General features: G+C 58.4%; 14 protein-coding genes. 8 read left to right on the top strand and 6 right to left on the bottom strand.

What is annotated here, in order from left to right:
- The first annotated feature begins 4 nt into the window (after window positions 1-4).
- The 4 genes from aroB to QMZ18_RS00340 all read left to right on the top strand — a co-directional run bounded on the left by aroB (window position 5) and on the right by QMZ18_RS00340 (window position 5900).
- Window positions 5-1135 carry a 3-dehydroquinate synthase gene (aroB, locus tag QMZ18_RS00325; RefSeq protein ID WP_282604231.1) on the top strand — a complete coding sequence of 377 codons (1131 nt, stop codon included), beginning with the start codon at window positions 5-7 and terminating at the stop codon, window positions 1133-1135.
- A 35-nt stretch (window positions 1136-1170) separates the two neighbouring features.
- A complete protein-coding gene (locus QMZ18_RS00330) occupies window positions 1171-2481 on the top strand; it encodes an HlyC/CorC family transporter (protein WP_282604232.1) in 1311 nt (436 codons plus the stop codon).
- Window positions 2482-2625: 144 nt separating this feature from the next.
- The gene (locus tag QMZ18_RS00335) at window positions 2626-5028 is read left to right on the top strand and encodes a methyl-accepting chemotaxis protein (RefSeq protein ID WP_282604233.1); all 2403 of its coding nucleotides are present in this window, start codon (window positions 2626-2628) and stop codon (window positions 5026-5028) included.
- 296 nt (window positions 5029-5324) lie between these two features.
- Entirely contained in the window at window positions 5325-5900 is a 576-nt protein-coding gene (locus QMZ18_RS00340; protein ID WP_282604234.1) for a DUF2889 domain-containing protein, read from the top strand.
- A 46-nt stretch (window positions 5901-5946) separates the two neighbouring features.
- Here the strand turns inward: QMZ18_RS00340 and QMZ18_RS00345 are convergent, their stop codons facing one another.
- Complete coding sequence (locus QMZ18_RS00345) at window positions 5947-6234, bottom strand: ribbon-helix-helix domain-containing protein (RefSeq protein ID WP_282604235.1); 288 nt, start codon at window positions 6232-6234, stop codon at window positions 5947-5949.
- Between the two features lie 230 nt (window positions 6235-6464).
- Entirely contained in the window at window positions 6465-6743 is a 279-nt protein-coding gene (locus QMZ18_RS00350) for a BolA family transcriptional regulator (RefSeq protein WP_282604237.1), read from the bottom strand.
- 273 nt (window positions 6744-7016) lie between these two features.
- Here QMZ18_RS00350 and QMZ18_RS00355 point away from each other — a divergent pair, with 273 nt between their 5' ends.
- The 3 genes from QMZ18_RS00355 to cobT all read left to right on the top strand — a co-directional run bounded on the left by QMZ18_RS00355 (window position 7017) and on the right by cobT (window position 10604).
- The gene (locus QMZ18_RS00355) at window positions 7017-7586 is read left to right on the top strand and encodes a J domain-containing protein (RefSeq protein ID WP_282604238.1); all 570 of its coding nucleotides are present in this window, start codon (window positions 7017-7019) and stop codon (window positions 7584-7586) included.
- A 51-nt stretch (window positions 7587-7637) separates the two neighbouring features.
- Window positions 7638-8633, top strand: coding sequence for a cobaltochelatase subunit CobS (cobS, locus tag QMZ18_RS00360; RefSeq protein ID WP_282604239.1), 996 nt, complete (start codon window positions 7638-7640; stop codon window positions 8631-8633).
- An 87-nt stretch (window positions 8634-8720) separates the two neighbouring features.
- A complete protein-coding gene (gene cobT / locus QMZ18_RS00365; RefSeq protein ID WP_282604240.1) occupies window positions 8721-10604 on the top strand; it encodes a cobaltochelatase subunit CobT in 1884 nt (627 codons plus the stop codon).
- A 36-nt stretch (window positions 10605-10640) separates the two neighbouring features.
- On the opposite strand, the gene QMZ18_RS00370 is transcribed toward cobT, so the two are convergent.
- On the bottom strand, window positions 10641-11408 hold the full coding sequence (locus tag QMZ18_RS00370; RefSeq protein ID WP_282604241.1) for a dienelactone hydrolase family protein: 768 nt from the start codon (window positions 11406-11408) through the stop codon (window positions 10641-10643).
- A 248-nt stretch (window positions 11409-11656) separates the two neighbouring features.
- Between QMZ18_RS00370 and QMZ18_RS00375 the strand changes: the two genes are divergently transcribed.
- Window positions 11657-12688 (top strand): esterase-like activity of phytase family protein, encoded by a 1032-nt coding sequence (locus QMZ18_RS00375; protein WP_282604242.1) that lies wholly within the window; start codon window positions 11657-11659, stop codon window positions 12686-12688.
- A 99-nt stretch (window positions 12689-12787) separates the two neighbouring features.
- Here the strand turns inward: QMZ18_RS00375 and rpmB are convergent, their stop codons facing one another.
- From rpmB to QMZ18_RS00390, 3 genes are all read right to left on the bottom strand, one after another.
- The gene (gene rpmB, locus QMZ18_RS00380; RefSeq protein ID WP_282604243.1) at window positions 12788-13084 is read right to left on the bottom strand and encodes a 50S ribosomal protein L28; all 297 of its coding nucleotides are present in this window, start codon (window positions 13082-13084) and stop codon (window positions 12788-12790) included.
- 187 nt (window positions 13085-13271) lie between these two features.
- Window positions 13272-14261 carry a methylmalonyl Co-A mutase-associated GTPase MeaB gene (gene meaB / locus QMZ18_RS00385; RefSeq protein WP_282604244.1) on the bottom strand — a complete coding sequence of 330 codons (990 nt, stop codon included), beginning with the start codon at window positions 14259-14261 and terminating at the stop codon, window positions 13272-13274.
- The gene (locus tag QMZ18_RS00390; RefSeq protein WP_282604245.1) at window positions 14258-14692 is read right to left on the bottom strand and encodes a VOC family protein; all 435 of its coding nucleotides are present in this window, start codon (window positions 14690-14692) and stop codon (window positions 14258-14260) included. Before QMZ18_RS00390 ends, meaB begins: the two co-directional genes overlap by 4 nt.
- Between the last annotated feature and the right edge of the window lie 12 nt (window positions 14693-14704).

The raw sequence follows: 14704 nt of genomic DNA on the forward strand, positions 1-14704 counted from the left end.
AAAGATGACATCGACGGAAAGCCTGGAGGTCTCGCTCGGCGACCGGGCGTACGAAATCAAGGTTGGAAGCGGGTTGATCGCTGAAGCCGGCAGCCATCTGCTGCCGGTCCTGCGGCAAAAGTCCGTGTTCATCATCACCGACGAAAATGTGGCGACGCTGCATCTGCCCGCGTTGGAGCGCTCTCTTGAGGCTTCGGGTATCGCCTTCAAAAGTCTGGTACTTGCCGCGGGCGAACAAACCAAGTCCTTCGCCAAACTGGAAGAGCTGATCGATCACCTGCTGGCGGCGGGCGTCGAGCGCGGCTCCACCTTGGTTGCCTTGGGGGGAGGCGTAATCGGCGATTTAACAGGTTTCGCCGCCGCCGTTACCCTGCGCGGTCTCGACTTCATCCAAATTCCAACGACACTGCTGGCTCAGGTCGACAGTTCCGTCGGCGGCAAAACTGGCATCAATACCGGGCGCGGAAAGAACCTGGTCGGCAGTTTTCATCAGCCCCGGCTGGTACTGGCCGACATGGATGTGCTGGAGAGCCTGCCGCGGCGCGAATTCCTGGCCGGCTATGCCGAAGTCGTCAAATACGGCCTGATCAACGATCCCGGGTTTTTTGCCTGGCTTGAGAAAAACGGCCAGACTTTGATTGATGGTGACCGGGATCTGCGCCGCGAAGCCGTGCTGACAAGCTGCCGGGCGAAAGCGGACATCGTTGCCCAGGACGAACGGGAAGCTGGCCTGCGCGCACTGCTGAACCTGGGCCATACCTTTGGTCATGCCTTCGAAGCCGAAGCCGGTTACGGCGGCGGGCTGATCCATGGGGAAGCGGTCGCTCTGGGCATGGTCATGGCGTTCGATCTCTCGGTGCAGATGGAACTCTGTCCGCCGGAGGATGCCGCACGAGTCCGCGCACATCTTCAGCACTGCGGACTGCCTGTCGACCTGACTGCCATTGGCGGTAACGCCCGCACCGGCGCGGGCTGGAGCAGCGCCACACTGGTCTCGCATATGATGCGGGACAAAAAAATTTCGGATGGCCGCATCACTTTCGTCCTCGCCCGCGCCATCGGCGAAGCCTTTCTGGAACGCAATGTCGAACTGAATGATGTCGAAGGCCTGCTCAAGACGAGTCTCGCCGCGTAACAATCTTTACCCAAAGGACAAATTGAAGACCCGCCATGGAAACTGAGCTGATTATCGCGTTGTGGGCCATCGTTGCACTGCTGGTGATCTCGGCCTTCTTTTCAGGGTCCGAGACGTCCCTGACGGCTGCATCACGGCCGCGAATGCACACCCTGGAACAGGACGGCAATCACCGGGCAGCCGTGGTCAACCGACTGTGGGAACGCAAGGAACGCCTGATCGGCGCCATCCTGCTCGGCAACAACCTTGTAAACATCTCGGCCTCCGCCCTGACAACAAGCTTGATGATCGGCTGGTTCGGTGAAGCCGGCGTCGCCTATGCAACCCTCGGCATGACGTTGCTGGTCCTGATCTTCGCAGAGGTTCTGCCCAAAACCTACGCCCTGCATAATGCCGACAAATCGGCATTGGCTGTCGCGCCTCTACTGCGGCCGATCGTCTTGGTGCTGGGGCCGATCACCCTGACGATCCAATGGATCGTACGTTCGACCCTCAAACTCTTCGGCATCGACCTTTCCGCCAGCCTCGCGGAGGACGTGGCAGAAGAAGAATTGCGCGGCGCGATCGACCTGCATTCGGGCATCGGCGAGGAAATCCGGCACGAGCGTCAGATGTTGAGATCCATCCTGGATCTGGGCGACGTCGAGGTCGAAGAGATCATGACCCATCGCAAGAATGTGGTCGCAATCGACGTCGACCAGCCACCGGCCAAGATCGTCGACGACGTTCTTACCAGTCCTTACACCCGATTACCGCTATGGCAGGGCGACAGCGATAATATCGTCGGCGTCCTCCATGCCAAGGCTCTTTTGCGCGCCGTCCAGGCCAACCCGTCCGATCTTGAAAGCCTCGATGTCGGCTCGATAGCTGCAAAGGCCTGGTTCATCCCGGAATCCACGGACCTGCTGTCTCAGTTACAAGCCTTCCGCAGCCGGCACGAACACTTCGCCATCGTGGTCGACGAGTACGGCGAAGTGCTCGGGATCGTGACCCTGGAGGACATACTGGAAGAGATCGTGGGAGATATCGCCGACGAGCACGACGTCGATATCGACGGCGTACAGCTCGAAAAGGATGGCTCGCTGCTGGTCGACGGCGAAGTCACCATCCGGGATCTCAACCGCCAGTTCGAGTGGTACCTGCCTGACGAAGAGGCTTCGACCATCGCCGGCCTGGTCCTGCATGAAGCCCGGCGGATTCCCGACATCGGACAGGTCTTCGTTTTTCATGGCTGCCGCTTCGAGATCGTCGGGCGCATGCGCAATCAGATCACGTCGATAAAGATCGAGCGGCTACCCGATGGCGCAAGCACCGGAGCCGCAGAACCGACAGTTGCTGCGGGTTAAAAAGTTGCACACCAAAAAAGAGACTTTGCCATCCGGGTTTTTAACCCTTTAAGAGAAATGTAAGTCTTCCGCCTATAGCCTGAACCCAGCAGGAGCGTTGTGCTCTTGGCTTAATCTTAAAATTGGTTTCGGGAACAGGTTTTCATGTCGGGGAATACTTCGTCCGCCCATAAAGGATCTGAACAGATTGGATCTGGGCGCAGTTTGTTTTGGACCTTGCGCCGCATCCTCTTGGTCCTTGGTCTTGCCGCGTCGCTCGCGACCGCCGGTTCGCAGCTTTGGGTTTTCGAGAATTTCCAGAAGTTCGCGATCGGCAACGTCAACGCGTCCTCATCGGAGCTTCTGCAGTTCCTGATCAAAGATCGGGTGACAAAGCAGTACGACCAGATTATCGGCCCGCTGGTCAGTGGCTGGGTGCGCGAAAAGCTGCTCGCGAAGTCGATCAAGGATGGCGATGCCAAAGCTATTCAGGCCTCCGCCGACGCTTTTCACCGGAACAAAGAGGTCACGCAGAAGCAGATTATTCTGCGCAATGTCGTACTGTATGATCTCAACATGCAGGTTCTCACCCATTCTTCGAAAGGAAGCGGCGAGACCATCTCGTCCAACCCAACTGTTCTGGGTGAGCTTGCAAGCCGCGACAAGGCAGCGCAACGCCGCAGGTCCGATTACACTTGGCAAAGCGAAGCCGGCCGGCCACTGCACAGCATGATTCTGCCGGCCGGCGGTTTCAAAGCCGTGGGTTTCGTGGAACTGGTCACGGATCCCTTGAATTACATCACGGATCTGGGGCAGGTCGTCGACGCTGACATTGCCGTGACGGATCGTAACGGCGAAATCATCGTCGATGCCGATGGCGCGCCGATCTTCGAAAGCCTCAGCGCCCGGACCACCGCAGCGCTTGCGAACGAAAATGGTGGAAACGAGGTCAACTCAGATGCTGCAACGCCGTCCAACGCCGAGGCATCCCACAGTCAGGAATCAGGAGCGTCAGCAACTGTCGATACGCCGGAGACGCCCGCAAACACAGGGGTAAACACAGCCGCAAACAGCGTGATCATTGATGTTGTCGTTCCGGGTAACCTCAATGACGCGTGGATCAACGCCAAGCTGACCCGTGACATCTCGTCCTTTTCAACCGGATTGTCCGATCTGAGAAACGTCGCCATCGAGTTGCTCGCAATGGTCTTCCTTACGGCCTGGCTGGCCGGCTGGCTGCTGCTGCGCTTCGCTGTCTTCAGCAAACTCAAGGCATTCTCGCAAGCCATGACCCATATCAGCAGCGGACGGAACGATATCGAGATCCCGCCGAGCGGAAAGGACGAATTCCAAAGCATGGGACAGGCTCTGGCGAAACTGCGTGAAAACGTCGGAAATGTCATGCGGCTGCAAAACATGGTCGAAACCAATCCGGTCAATACCTTGCTGATTGACCTAAACGGTCACATCGTCTTTGCCAATCAGGCCGCGCGTACAGCGCTCGGCAAGGGCGGCAACGAGGCCTCCGATCTTATCGGACGCTCCTGCGAAAGTTTCGCATTGGGAGCTGAATTCAAAGCCGTTGCAATCGATCAGGACAAGCTGCCCCTGCAAAGAACTTTCGAAACCGACGGACTGGCCCTCGACGTGGCGGTTTCGGCGGTCCGGGAAGACGATGGCCGTTTTGTCAGCAGTATGATGACCTGGTCGGAAATCACCGAGCAGGAGGAAAACCGGCGCTTGTCCAGCGACCTGATGACCGAGGTCGAACGGGTATCAGGAATCGTGGCCGAGCAGGCCAGGGTTCTGGAAGAGTTGTCGGCATCCCTGGCGGACCAATCGGATCAAACCGTCAAGCACTCCAAGGACGCCGGCAGCATCGCCCAGTCTGCCTCGTCGCGCGCCCAAACCGCAGCTGGTGCAACAGAGCAGATGACTGCCAGTGTCACCGACATTTCGAGCCAGGCACAAGAAGCCCGGAGTACGGTCAATGATGCGCTGGCCGCACTCAATCGCGGGAACGATGCGATCGGCGACCTGAGAGAATCCAGCAACAATATCAACGAAGTCGTGGACCTGATTTCGAGGGTCACAGGACAGACCAAACTTCTGGCCCTGAACGCCACAATCGAAGCTGCCAGCGCAGGCGAGGCTGGTCGAGGCTTCGCAGTGGTCGCAAGCGAAGTAAAGGCTCTGGCAGGTCAAACGGAAGAGTCGACCGAACAGATTTCCACCATGGTTTCCAGTATCCAGACTCAGGTGAATTCAGCGTCGGTCTCGATGGAACACGTCCGCAAGGTCATGCAGCAAGTCGAAGAAATTCAAAACGGCATCGCACAGGCCATCACCGAACAAAGCCAGTCTGCCAACGATATCTCGGAAAATGTGGGAGATATTGCAAACGGTTCCGAGCGGATGTCGCAGATCATCGAACAGGTGCACTCTCAGGCGGATAATACAGGCGGCACCGCGCAGAACCTTCTGGACGCCTCGCGCGGTCTCGCCTCCGAAGCTCAATCTCTATCGAGCCGGATTTCCGAATTTCAGTCTCGGCTCGCCCAGATGTAACCTCAAGATGCCGTCAACAGATGGCCGTACGAATTGTTGGGACCCGGCATGTTGCCGTTCTGCCGCCGCCACACTATATTTCGCTGCTTGGGGCAGCCTGGATCGGATCAAATGCCATTAAGCTGCGCCATCATTTTCAATTAGATCAGGATATCCGCGATCGATTAAGTTCAATTGACCGCGCTTCGATCTAGCTGCTTTAGAGAGCAGACGTTCTCTAACACACTGAAAGAGGGGCTGATTCACGTTTCGCTCTGAGACGACGCAAAACAACCAGCCTCCAACGAAAGGGTTTCATGGCGCTGTCACCAGCAGTCGAACGCGAACTCCAGCATACACGGCGCTTCGACTTTAAAGGATTTGCGCGGAAAGACGGTCTTTGGGACATCGAAGGCCATATGACCGACGTTAAACCTTACGGTTTTCCGAACGATTTTCGCGGCTATATAGAGGCCGAGGAACCGCTTCACGATATGTGGATCCGCCTGACAATTGACGAAGAGTTCCTGATCCACGGCATCGAGGCCGTCACCGACGCTGGTCCCTACGAGATCTGCCCGGTGATCACGCCCAACTTTCAAAAGGTCGTGGGCCTGAGGATCGGTCCGGGATGGCGTCAAAAGCTTCGGAGCAAAGTCGGCGGCGTCGAAGGCTGCACGCATCTGGTGGAAATGCTCAGCGCCATGGCGACGGTCGCATATCAAACGCTGTATCCGACTCTGGCAAAAAAGCGGAAGAAATCACCTGCACCACCGACGACCAAGCCGCCACTCCTCAACAGCTGTCATACCTTTAGCAGCGACGGCGAAGTGGCGCGGAAAAACTGGCCCGCATTCTACACCGGCGGTAAGGCAGAAGCCGCCAACGAATAAAGCCCTACGACGCCAGTTGCGAAAGCTGCCAACCTAGTGTGGTGCACTAGACCGCACCGTCTGTAACGGCTTCATCCGCAGCCGAATCGTCTACCAAAGAACCGTGGCCGGCGATGGCGTGGCCTTCCTCGGTTGCAGCAGCCATAAAATACGCGAGGATGAAAACACGCACCGCAGCTGTGAGGCTCGATTCGTTCCGTCGCGCATCGATCATTGTGCAGAGTTCATTGGCGTTCTTCGATTCACGCCGGCACACTTCGCTCAGGGCGTCCCACATCACTGGCTCCAGGCGCAGGCTCGTCCGGCGTCCGGCGACCAGAATATTTCGGCTCACCAGGCTGCTTTCGGACCGCACCTCCTGGCCCTGTCCATCTTGCCCTTCCGCACCCGACCGAATCAGTTCACTTCTCCTACCGACCAATAACACGACCCAACAGGCAGACTTCATTTGCCTCTATAGGTGTATTTTTTTTATGACACACTATTATAGATAGATCTTTTTTCGTCAATGCCCACATTAGGTGTGTTTGGAAAAGTATAATACACTTAATTGGTGCATTTAAATTATCGCCTCGTGTCTTCCAATGGTGCAAGCGTTTTTAACTGGAGCGCGTGAACAGTGTCGGAAAGTTCATCCGCCAAGAGATTATAGACCATACGTTGCCGATCAACTCGAGATTTACCATCGAAGAGTTCGGAGACGACCTCTACCCTGAAGTGCGTTCCGCCGCCCTCGCGCCAACCCGAGTGCCCCTCATGTTTGTGCGAATCGTCAACGACCGTCAGCCGCAGAGGCGACAAAGCGGCGGTCAGTTTTTCCTCGATACGTTCGGCTGTCTTCATGGTTCGATCGTCCTGTGCATTGAAAATATTGGTCTCTCGTTTGACGTTCCGTCGTCAACTCACCCCTTAAGGATTGTTTCGGACTGTCGGGTATCCCGCCATGGCAAGGGAGCGGCAGCGACGGACTTTTTGCCTAGGTTTTACGCAAACTGCACCTGCCAAGATCCAAGTCAATAGGCGTAAGGCTTCGCGATCCATCCGGTCTTAACGGTAACCTGCGAAATTCACGCTACAATCCTTGCCTCACCCGAACACCGCATCCATAATTTGGTTATGTCACGCTCGGCACAAAGATATTCGGGATATTCCGACTCGCGCGCAACTGCCGCCGAATACGCTTGTCAGTTTCCTGGCTGCGGTCTCGACGGCGTTTACCGCGCCCCGAAGTCGCGCCTTCAGCTCAACCGCTATCTCTGGTTCTGCCTGGAGCACATTCGGCTGTACAACCAGTCTTGGGACTTCTTCAAAGGCATGAGCGAGCAGCAGATCGAGCGGGAACGCCGCAAAGACGCCGTCTGGCAGCGGGAGACCTGGCCCTTGGGACAGGATAAGCCGCAGGCGAGGCGATGGCGAAGCGATAATCTGCACGACGATTTCGGAGTTTTCGGAGACCAGGCGAAATCAGAAACTCCCAAGCCGCCGGAGAGCGAAGAATCCGAAGCGCTCTCGGTCCTTGGACTGAAACATCCCGTGACCTTTCAGGAAATCCGCACAAAGTATCGAGGACTGGCCAAACAGCTCCATCCCGATGCAAATGGTGGTGATCCGGAAGCGGAAAATCGTCTCAAGGATGTCACCCGGGCCTACGCGTCGCTCAAGATATCTTTCCGACAAAGCCCGTAACACCCACGGCTTCCACTCTTTTCGAACACCTTCATCAACGGACCGTAACTTATGTCTTCAGCACCTGCCCTCGGCGGCTCAGAAATGCCCAATGCGGGACCGGATATCACGGTATCGGCACGCCAGACCTTCGGGATCGACAGCGACATGCAGATCCCGGCTTTCAGCCAGCCGAACACCTATGTCCCCGATTTGGACGAAGCCTATCGCTTCGACCTCGACACCACGCTCGCTATTCTCGCCGGCTTTGCCCATAACCGCAGAGTCATGGTCCAAGGCTATCATGGGACCGGAAAATCGACCCATATCGAGCAGGTTGCGGCACGATTGAACTGGCCCTGCATCCGGATCAACCTGGACAGCCATATCAGTCGTATCGATCTGATCGGTAAGGACGCCATCGTCCTGAAGGACGGCAAACAGGTCACCGAGTTCCGGGAAGGTCTTTTACCCTGGGCCTTGCAACGCCCCACCGCATTGGTGTTCGACGAATACGATGCCGGCCGGCCCGATGTCATGTTCGTGATACAGCGTGTGCTGGAAGTCGAAGGCCGCCTGACGTTGCTCGATCAGAACCAGGTAATCAAGCCGCACGCGGCTTTCCGCCTGTTCTCGACCGCCAACACGGTCGGACTGGGTGATACCACGGGTCTCTATCATGGCACCCAGCAGATCAACCAGGGCCAGATGGACCGCTGGAATATCGTCACGACCTTGAACTACCTGGCTCACGACGAAGAAGAGAACATCGTTCTGGCCAAGTGTCCGGACTACGACGACAAGGAAGGCCGCGAGGCCATCGCGGCCATGGTCGCCCTGGCCGACCTCACACGCAGCGGCTTCGTCAACGGCGATATCTCGACTGTTATGAGCCCGCGGACGGTGATCACCTGGGCGCAGAACGCAAAGATCTTCGGTAACGTCGGTTTCGCCTTCCGCCTCACTTTCCTGAACAAGTGCGATGAGATCGAACGCGGGATCGTGGCGGAATACTATCAGCGTTGCTTCGGCACCGAACTCCAGGAAGGCAGTGCGTCGCTCGTATAGAGCGGCGGCGGCATTAGCATTCTGCCGGCATTTGAGAATACCTGAAGCCTCAAGAGCCGGCGGGATGTAGAGCGCGAAGCGAAGAACATGGACCAAAGCGAAAGCCCGATCGAGAGATTCAAGCGCGTGACAGCGGCGACGCTGCGCGCCATCTCGGAACGTGAAGAAATCACAGCGACCTTTACCCCGAGCGGCCAAGGCCTCTCGGGCACAGAGGTTCGTCTGCCGATGCCGGCACGCGACCTGCCGGCTTCCGATGTCGCCCAGGTCCGGGGGCAAGCCGATTCCGTGGCCTTGCGCCTAAAATACCACAACGAGGCGATTCACCGGGGCCAGCGGCCTCAATCGGAATCGGCACGCGAAGTCTTCGATGCGGTCGAACAGGCCCGTTGTGAAGCCCTGGGCATGCGACGCATGACGGGAGTCGCGGCCAACCTGGAAGCAACTCTGGCCGAACAGTGCCATGCCAAAGGCTTGACCCGCGTCGCCAGCCACGAAGACGTGCCGCTGTCGGAAGCCCTCCGGGTTCTCGCTCGTGAAGCGATCAGCGGGATGCCGCCGCCGCCGGCTGCGCGCAAACTGCTCGATCTCTGGCGGCCGCATCTGGACGCCAACGTGCTTCGGGATCTCGCCGACATGGGTTCGGCCGCGGAAGATCAAGAAACCTTTGCGCGGGTGGTCAAGCAGATGCTGCGGCATCTCGATCTTGATGCAACGAGCGACGACGACTTCGGCGATGAAGACGACCAGAATGAAGATGGCGACGGGGCCGAGGACGCGCCCTCTGATTCGCGCGGTGAAGGCGAACAGCAGGAATCTGCGGAAGATCAGCAAAGCCTGGAAAGCCAGCAAGGCGAAGCGATCGAGGATGATTCCGGTGAAGGTCAGGAAGCCGACGCCGATGGCGAGATGATGGCCGATGCGGGCGACGAACAGCCCGGCCAACCGACCGAAACACCCCAGCATCAGGACCGCCGCAACTCGCTGGATCAAGCAGCTTACCACCCCTACACATCGATTTTCGACGAGACAATCGATGCGGCCGAACTCTGCGATCCGGATGAATTGAACCGATTACGCCAGATGCTGGATCAACAGTTGGCTCATCTGCAGGGCGTGATCGCCAAGCTTGCCAACCGATTGCAACGCCGTTTGCTGGCGCAGCAAACCCGCAACTGGGACTTCAATCTCGAGGAAGGCATTCTCGACACCGCGCGGCTGACCCGTGTCGTTGTCAGCCCCACGCATTCGCTCAGCTACAAGCAAGAGCAAGACATGGAGTTCCGCGACACGGTCGTGAGCCTGCTGATCGACAACTCCGGCTCTATGCGCGGCCGACCGATTACGGTTGCCGCCATGAGTGCGGATATCCTGGCGCGCACCTTGGAGCGCTGTGGCGTCAAGGTTGAAATCCTGGGCTTCACGACCCGAATGTGGAAAGGCGGCCAGTCACGCGAGCGCTGGATCAGCGACGGGAAGCCGCCGAACCCGGGACGCCTCAACGACGTCCGCCATATTATCTACAAATCGGCGGACGCGCCCTGGCGCAGAGCCCGTAAGAATCTCGGACTGATGCTGCGCGAAGGCATCCTGAAGGAAAATATCGACGGCGAAGCCCTTCTATGGGCGCATAACCGGATCGTCACCCGATCGGAGCAACGGCGCGTCCTGATGGTGATTTCGGATGGTGCACCGGTGGACGATTCGACCCTGTCGGTCAACCCGGGCAATTATCTGGAGCGGCACCTGCGCGAAGTCATCACCTACATCGAGAACCGCTCACCGGTTGAGCTGCTGGCCATCGGCATCGGTCACGACGTGACACGCTATTACAAGCGCGCCGTCACGATCGTCGACGCCGAACAGCTGGGTGGCACGGTGATGGAGAAGCTGGCGGAGTTGTTCGATGAGGGCGGTCCGAATGCCGCGACGCACCATCACCGCCGCCGGCGGAGTGCCGGCGGCAGCTAATGCTTCTGAAAGCTAAGACGACATCTCCAAGACCCCCTAGCCCAGGTGTTCCTTGAAGAACGCCAGGGTGCGCTCCCAGGCCAGCTTGGCGTCGGCTTCGTCGTAGCGGGCCGAAGTCGGGTTGGCGAAAGCGTGGTCTGCTTCGTACCAATAGGATTGGTTCGACTTCTCAGCCTTGGCCATCTCGCCCTCGAAAGCCCCGACCATCTCTTGATTGATCCACTTGTCCGCCGTGGCATAGTGGCCGAGCACGGGTGAGGTCAATGCCTTGAGATCTTCGGCTGAGCGGGCCACCCGGCCATAGTAGACCACAGTCGCTTCGACAGGTGCCGCAATGGAAGCATTCAGCGACCAGCCGCCGCCAAAACACCAGCCCACCGTCCCGATTTTGCCGCCAACCGCGTCATGGTCGCGCAGCCAGGCGACCCAGGACTGCAACGTGTTTGTCGCCTGATCGGGATCCACCGCCTGCATGTAGGCGCGGGCGTCTTCTGGCTGGTTCGCGACCTTTTCGTCATAGAGGTCGACAGCGAGGGCGATATAGCCTTCCTTGGCCAGTTCGGCGGCAACGACCTTGATCTGGTCGTTCAAGCCCCACCACTCGTGTACCAGCAGCACGGCAGGCGCAGGCAGCGCGGCGGGCATGGCCAGGGCCGCCTTTACGTCACGTCCGTCCTGGGTGGTGATCGAGACCGTCTCGAGATCCTCCGCCGCAGCCTTTGCCAATCGTGGATCAGCCAAAACAGCTGCGAAAGAAGTGGCGGCAATGCCACTGAGAACCTGTCTGCGTGCTACTGTCTGCATGGAAACCTCCCTGTTGACCGTCTGTGCGGCCGGTGGTGATTTTGAGAACGGCTCATCGGTGATAAAACCGGATGAGACAGAGGCTGATTCACGTTTGACTTCAATAGAAAGTAAAGCGTTCAGACTCCTGATACCGGGTTATAGTTAACGCCTAACGGGATGTTTTCAACTTCAGGGCAATCCTCAGAGGCTTGCAATGCTTCACAAATCCGTGCAATTCCGCCGACGTTCAGGGAAAAGCTTGTCAATTGTCACAGAAATTTCTTAGCTCAGTTCGCTTCTTGCCGCTCGCAATCGCAATCGGCTGCGCCGGCGCGACAGGACCGGTTCAGGCCGATCCGGTTGCCGTGTCGGCGACGCAACGCCCCTTCCATCCCACGCGGCCAGATCGCCGGCAGATCGGGAAGCTCCTATGGCGCGGCGGCCTGAAATTGACCTCTCCTTCCGGCAAATTCGGTGGACTCTCGAGCCTCCTGGTGGCCGATGACCTTGGTTCGATGATCGCCGCCAGTGATGATGGTCAATGGTTCGGCGCAAAGCTGAGTTACGCGCCAGACGGCACGCTGACCGATTTATCCGATGGTGTCATGAATCCGATTACCGACCTCGCGGGCATCCCTTTGACTGACAAGCGCTGGCGCGATGCCGAGTCGCTGACACGCCATGCAAACGGCGATCTGCTGGTCAGCTTTGAGCGAAATCACCGGGTCTGGCGCTATCCTTCCAACCCTTTTACCGGCGGTGACGCGCCGACATCCCTGCCGACGTCCCTGCCGACACCACCACCTCTGACAACGACCTTCGGCAATGGTGGTATCGAGACATTGGTCACCCTGCGCGACGGGCGGATTCTGGCAATCACTGAGGCTCAGGAATTAGAGGGTGCGGACAATCAGACCGCGGCCTATCTCTGGGACGGCAAGCAGCCAAAGGGCGAGAAAACCTGGGTCAACCTGCGGTTCCAGCGCGAGGGTTCCTTTAAGCCGACGGGAGCTGCAGGACTGCCCGGCGGCGGGATTCTCGTGGTCGAGCGATCCTTCACACCCTTTACCGGTGTCGCCATGCGGCTACGGCGTATCAAGGAACAGGATATTGCGCCTGGAGCGACTTTAATGGGCGAAGAACTGGCAGTCATCCGGCCGCCTCTGGCCATAGATAACATGGAGGGAATCGACGTGAAACGCGGACCGGACGGCGAAACACTGGTCTACCTGATATCGGACGACAATTTCAGTGGTTTGCAGCAGACCCTGCTGCTGCTCTTCGAACTACAGGAATGATCCCGTGATGTACCTGCGCAAGACACTTGTACGCAAGTTCCGGGCATAAAAAAGGCCCGTTGAACAACGGGCCTCTTCTCGAACTATCTGGCGTGCGCCTTAGGCAGCAGCCTGATTCTCGATGACTTTCTTGACTCGGCGCTTGAGCTGACGGGCTCGCTGGCCCAGCTTGGCATTGGGAGTCGAGAGGAGATAGGCATCCAGACCGCCGCGCTTTTCGATGGTACGGATGGTGTTTGTGCAGAGCCGGAACTGAACAGTCTGACCCAGGGCATCGCTCAACATCGAGGTCTGCTGAAGATTCGGCAGAAACCGGCGGCGAGTCCTGTTGTTCGCGTGACTTACGTTATTACCGGCCTGAACACCTTTACCGGAGAAGTCGCAACGACGAGCCATGATACCATTCCTAGATAAGCTAAAACGCAGGCATAAAACGATAAGCCGGGCAGCTCTGCCCGGTGCGGGGCGGTTTTTACGGCAGCTATCCCCAGGCGTCAAGGTGAAAAAGGGGGATTCCGGCCCCGCGCGAGATTCAGTCGGGAATCGCTGAAGATTTCGCCGAATTCACCGTTTTACCCTTACCTCAGTCTTCGGCTCTCACTGTCTCGCCGAGAAAAGCCGAGAGAAGCTGCCGGGCAGCGGACGCGGGGCTGATTTGAGCCTGCATGACCTGATTCTCCAAGCTTTCCAGGCGTTCGGCAACAGCCGGATGCTCCCGGAGGCGCCTCAGCAGAGTATCGCTGATTTCGCTCCATAGCCAGGTTTTGGCCTGCAGCGCGCGCTTATCGTTAAGCTCCCCGCTGTCAGTCATGATTTCCCGGAACGCCACAATGCGCGCCCAAATCTCGTCAATGCCGGTCTGGTGCAGTGCTGAGCATTGCAGCACCGGCGGCTTCCAACGCGCACTGGCGGGTCTCAGAAAGCCCAGGGCGGCATGATACTCCGCCGCCGCGCGTCTGGCAGCCGGGGCGAGGTCGCCGTCGGCCTTGTTCACCACGATCATGTCGGCAAGCTCTACAATGCCCTTCTTGATGCCCTGCAGTTCGTCGCCACCGCCGGGCAAAAGCAGGAGGAGGAAGAGATCGACCATATCTGCAACGGCGGTCTCTGACTGTCCGACCCCCACGGTTTCCACCAGCACCACGTCGAAACCAGCTGCCTCGCAAATCAGCATCGCCTCTCGCGTACGCCGGGCCACGCCACCCAGGGTTCCGCCGGCCGGTGATGGGCGGATATAGGCGGCCGGATTGCGCGCGAGCTGCTCCATGCGGGTCTTGTCTCCAAGGATCGACCCGCCCGTGCGCTGAGAGGACGGATCAACCGCGAGCACTGCCACCCGATGACCCTGGGCGATCAGATGCAGACCAAAGGATTCGATGAAGGTCGACTTTCCAACACCGGGCACACCCGAAATTCCCACCCGGATTGAATTCCCGCTTTGGGGTAACAGATCGGCGAGCAAGGCCTCGGCATCCCCCCTGTGATCGGGCCGCGTGGATTCGATCAGAGTGATGGCGCGGGCCAGGGCACGGCGGTCGCCGGCCAACACCCCGTCGCTTAACACTGGCTTCAAGAAGCTCCTCCTTCGGAGCCTGTATCGGGATCGCTTGGCCCCAGAGGCTGACCATAGCTGAATTCGACGAAGTTACCGTCGGGATCCCGCACACCACAATAATATCCGACCGGATAGGGTTCCTGCCGTGGCGGCCAGGCGAGATAGCCTGCGCGCTCGGCGACTTCTGCCACCCGGTCGACCGCATCCCGGCTGTCGAGCGCAAAGCCGAAATGGCTGAAGTCGTTTTCGGCCTGGTCACGGCCCGGTCCACCTGGAATCAGGACGAAGATAAACTCCGTCTCGCGGCCTGGTTCGGCCATCCAGACAACGCGCGTGCCCTCATCTTCGCGTTGGTGAACGATGTTCATGCCGCAGATGTCGCGGTAGAAGCCGATCGAAGCCTCCAGATCACGCAGATGGAGTGCTATGTGGGTCAGGCGGGGTGTCATGTCCTTCTCCTC

This window comes from Pelagibius sp. Alg239-R121 (assembly GCF_947331435.1).
GTDB lineage: Bacteria > Pseudomonadota > Alphaproteobacteria > Kiloniellales > Kiloniellaceae > Denitrobaculum.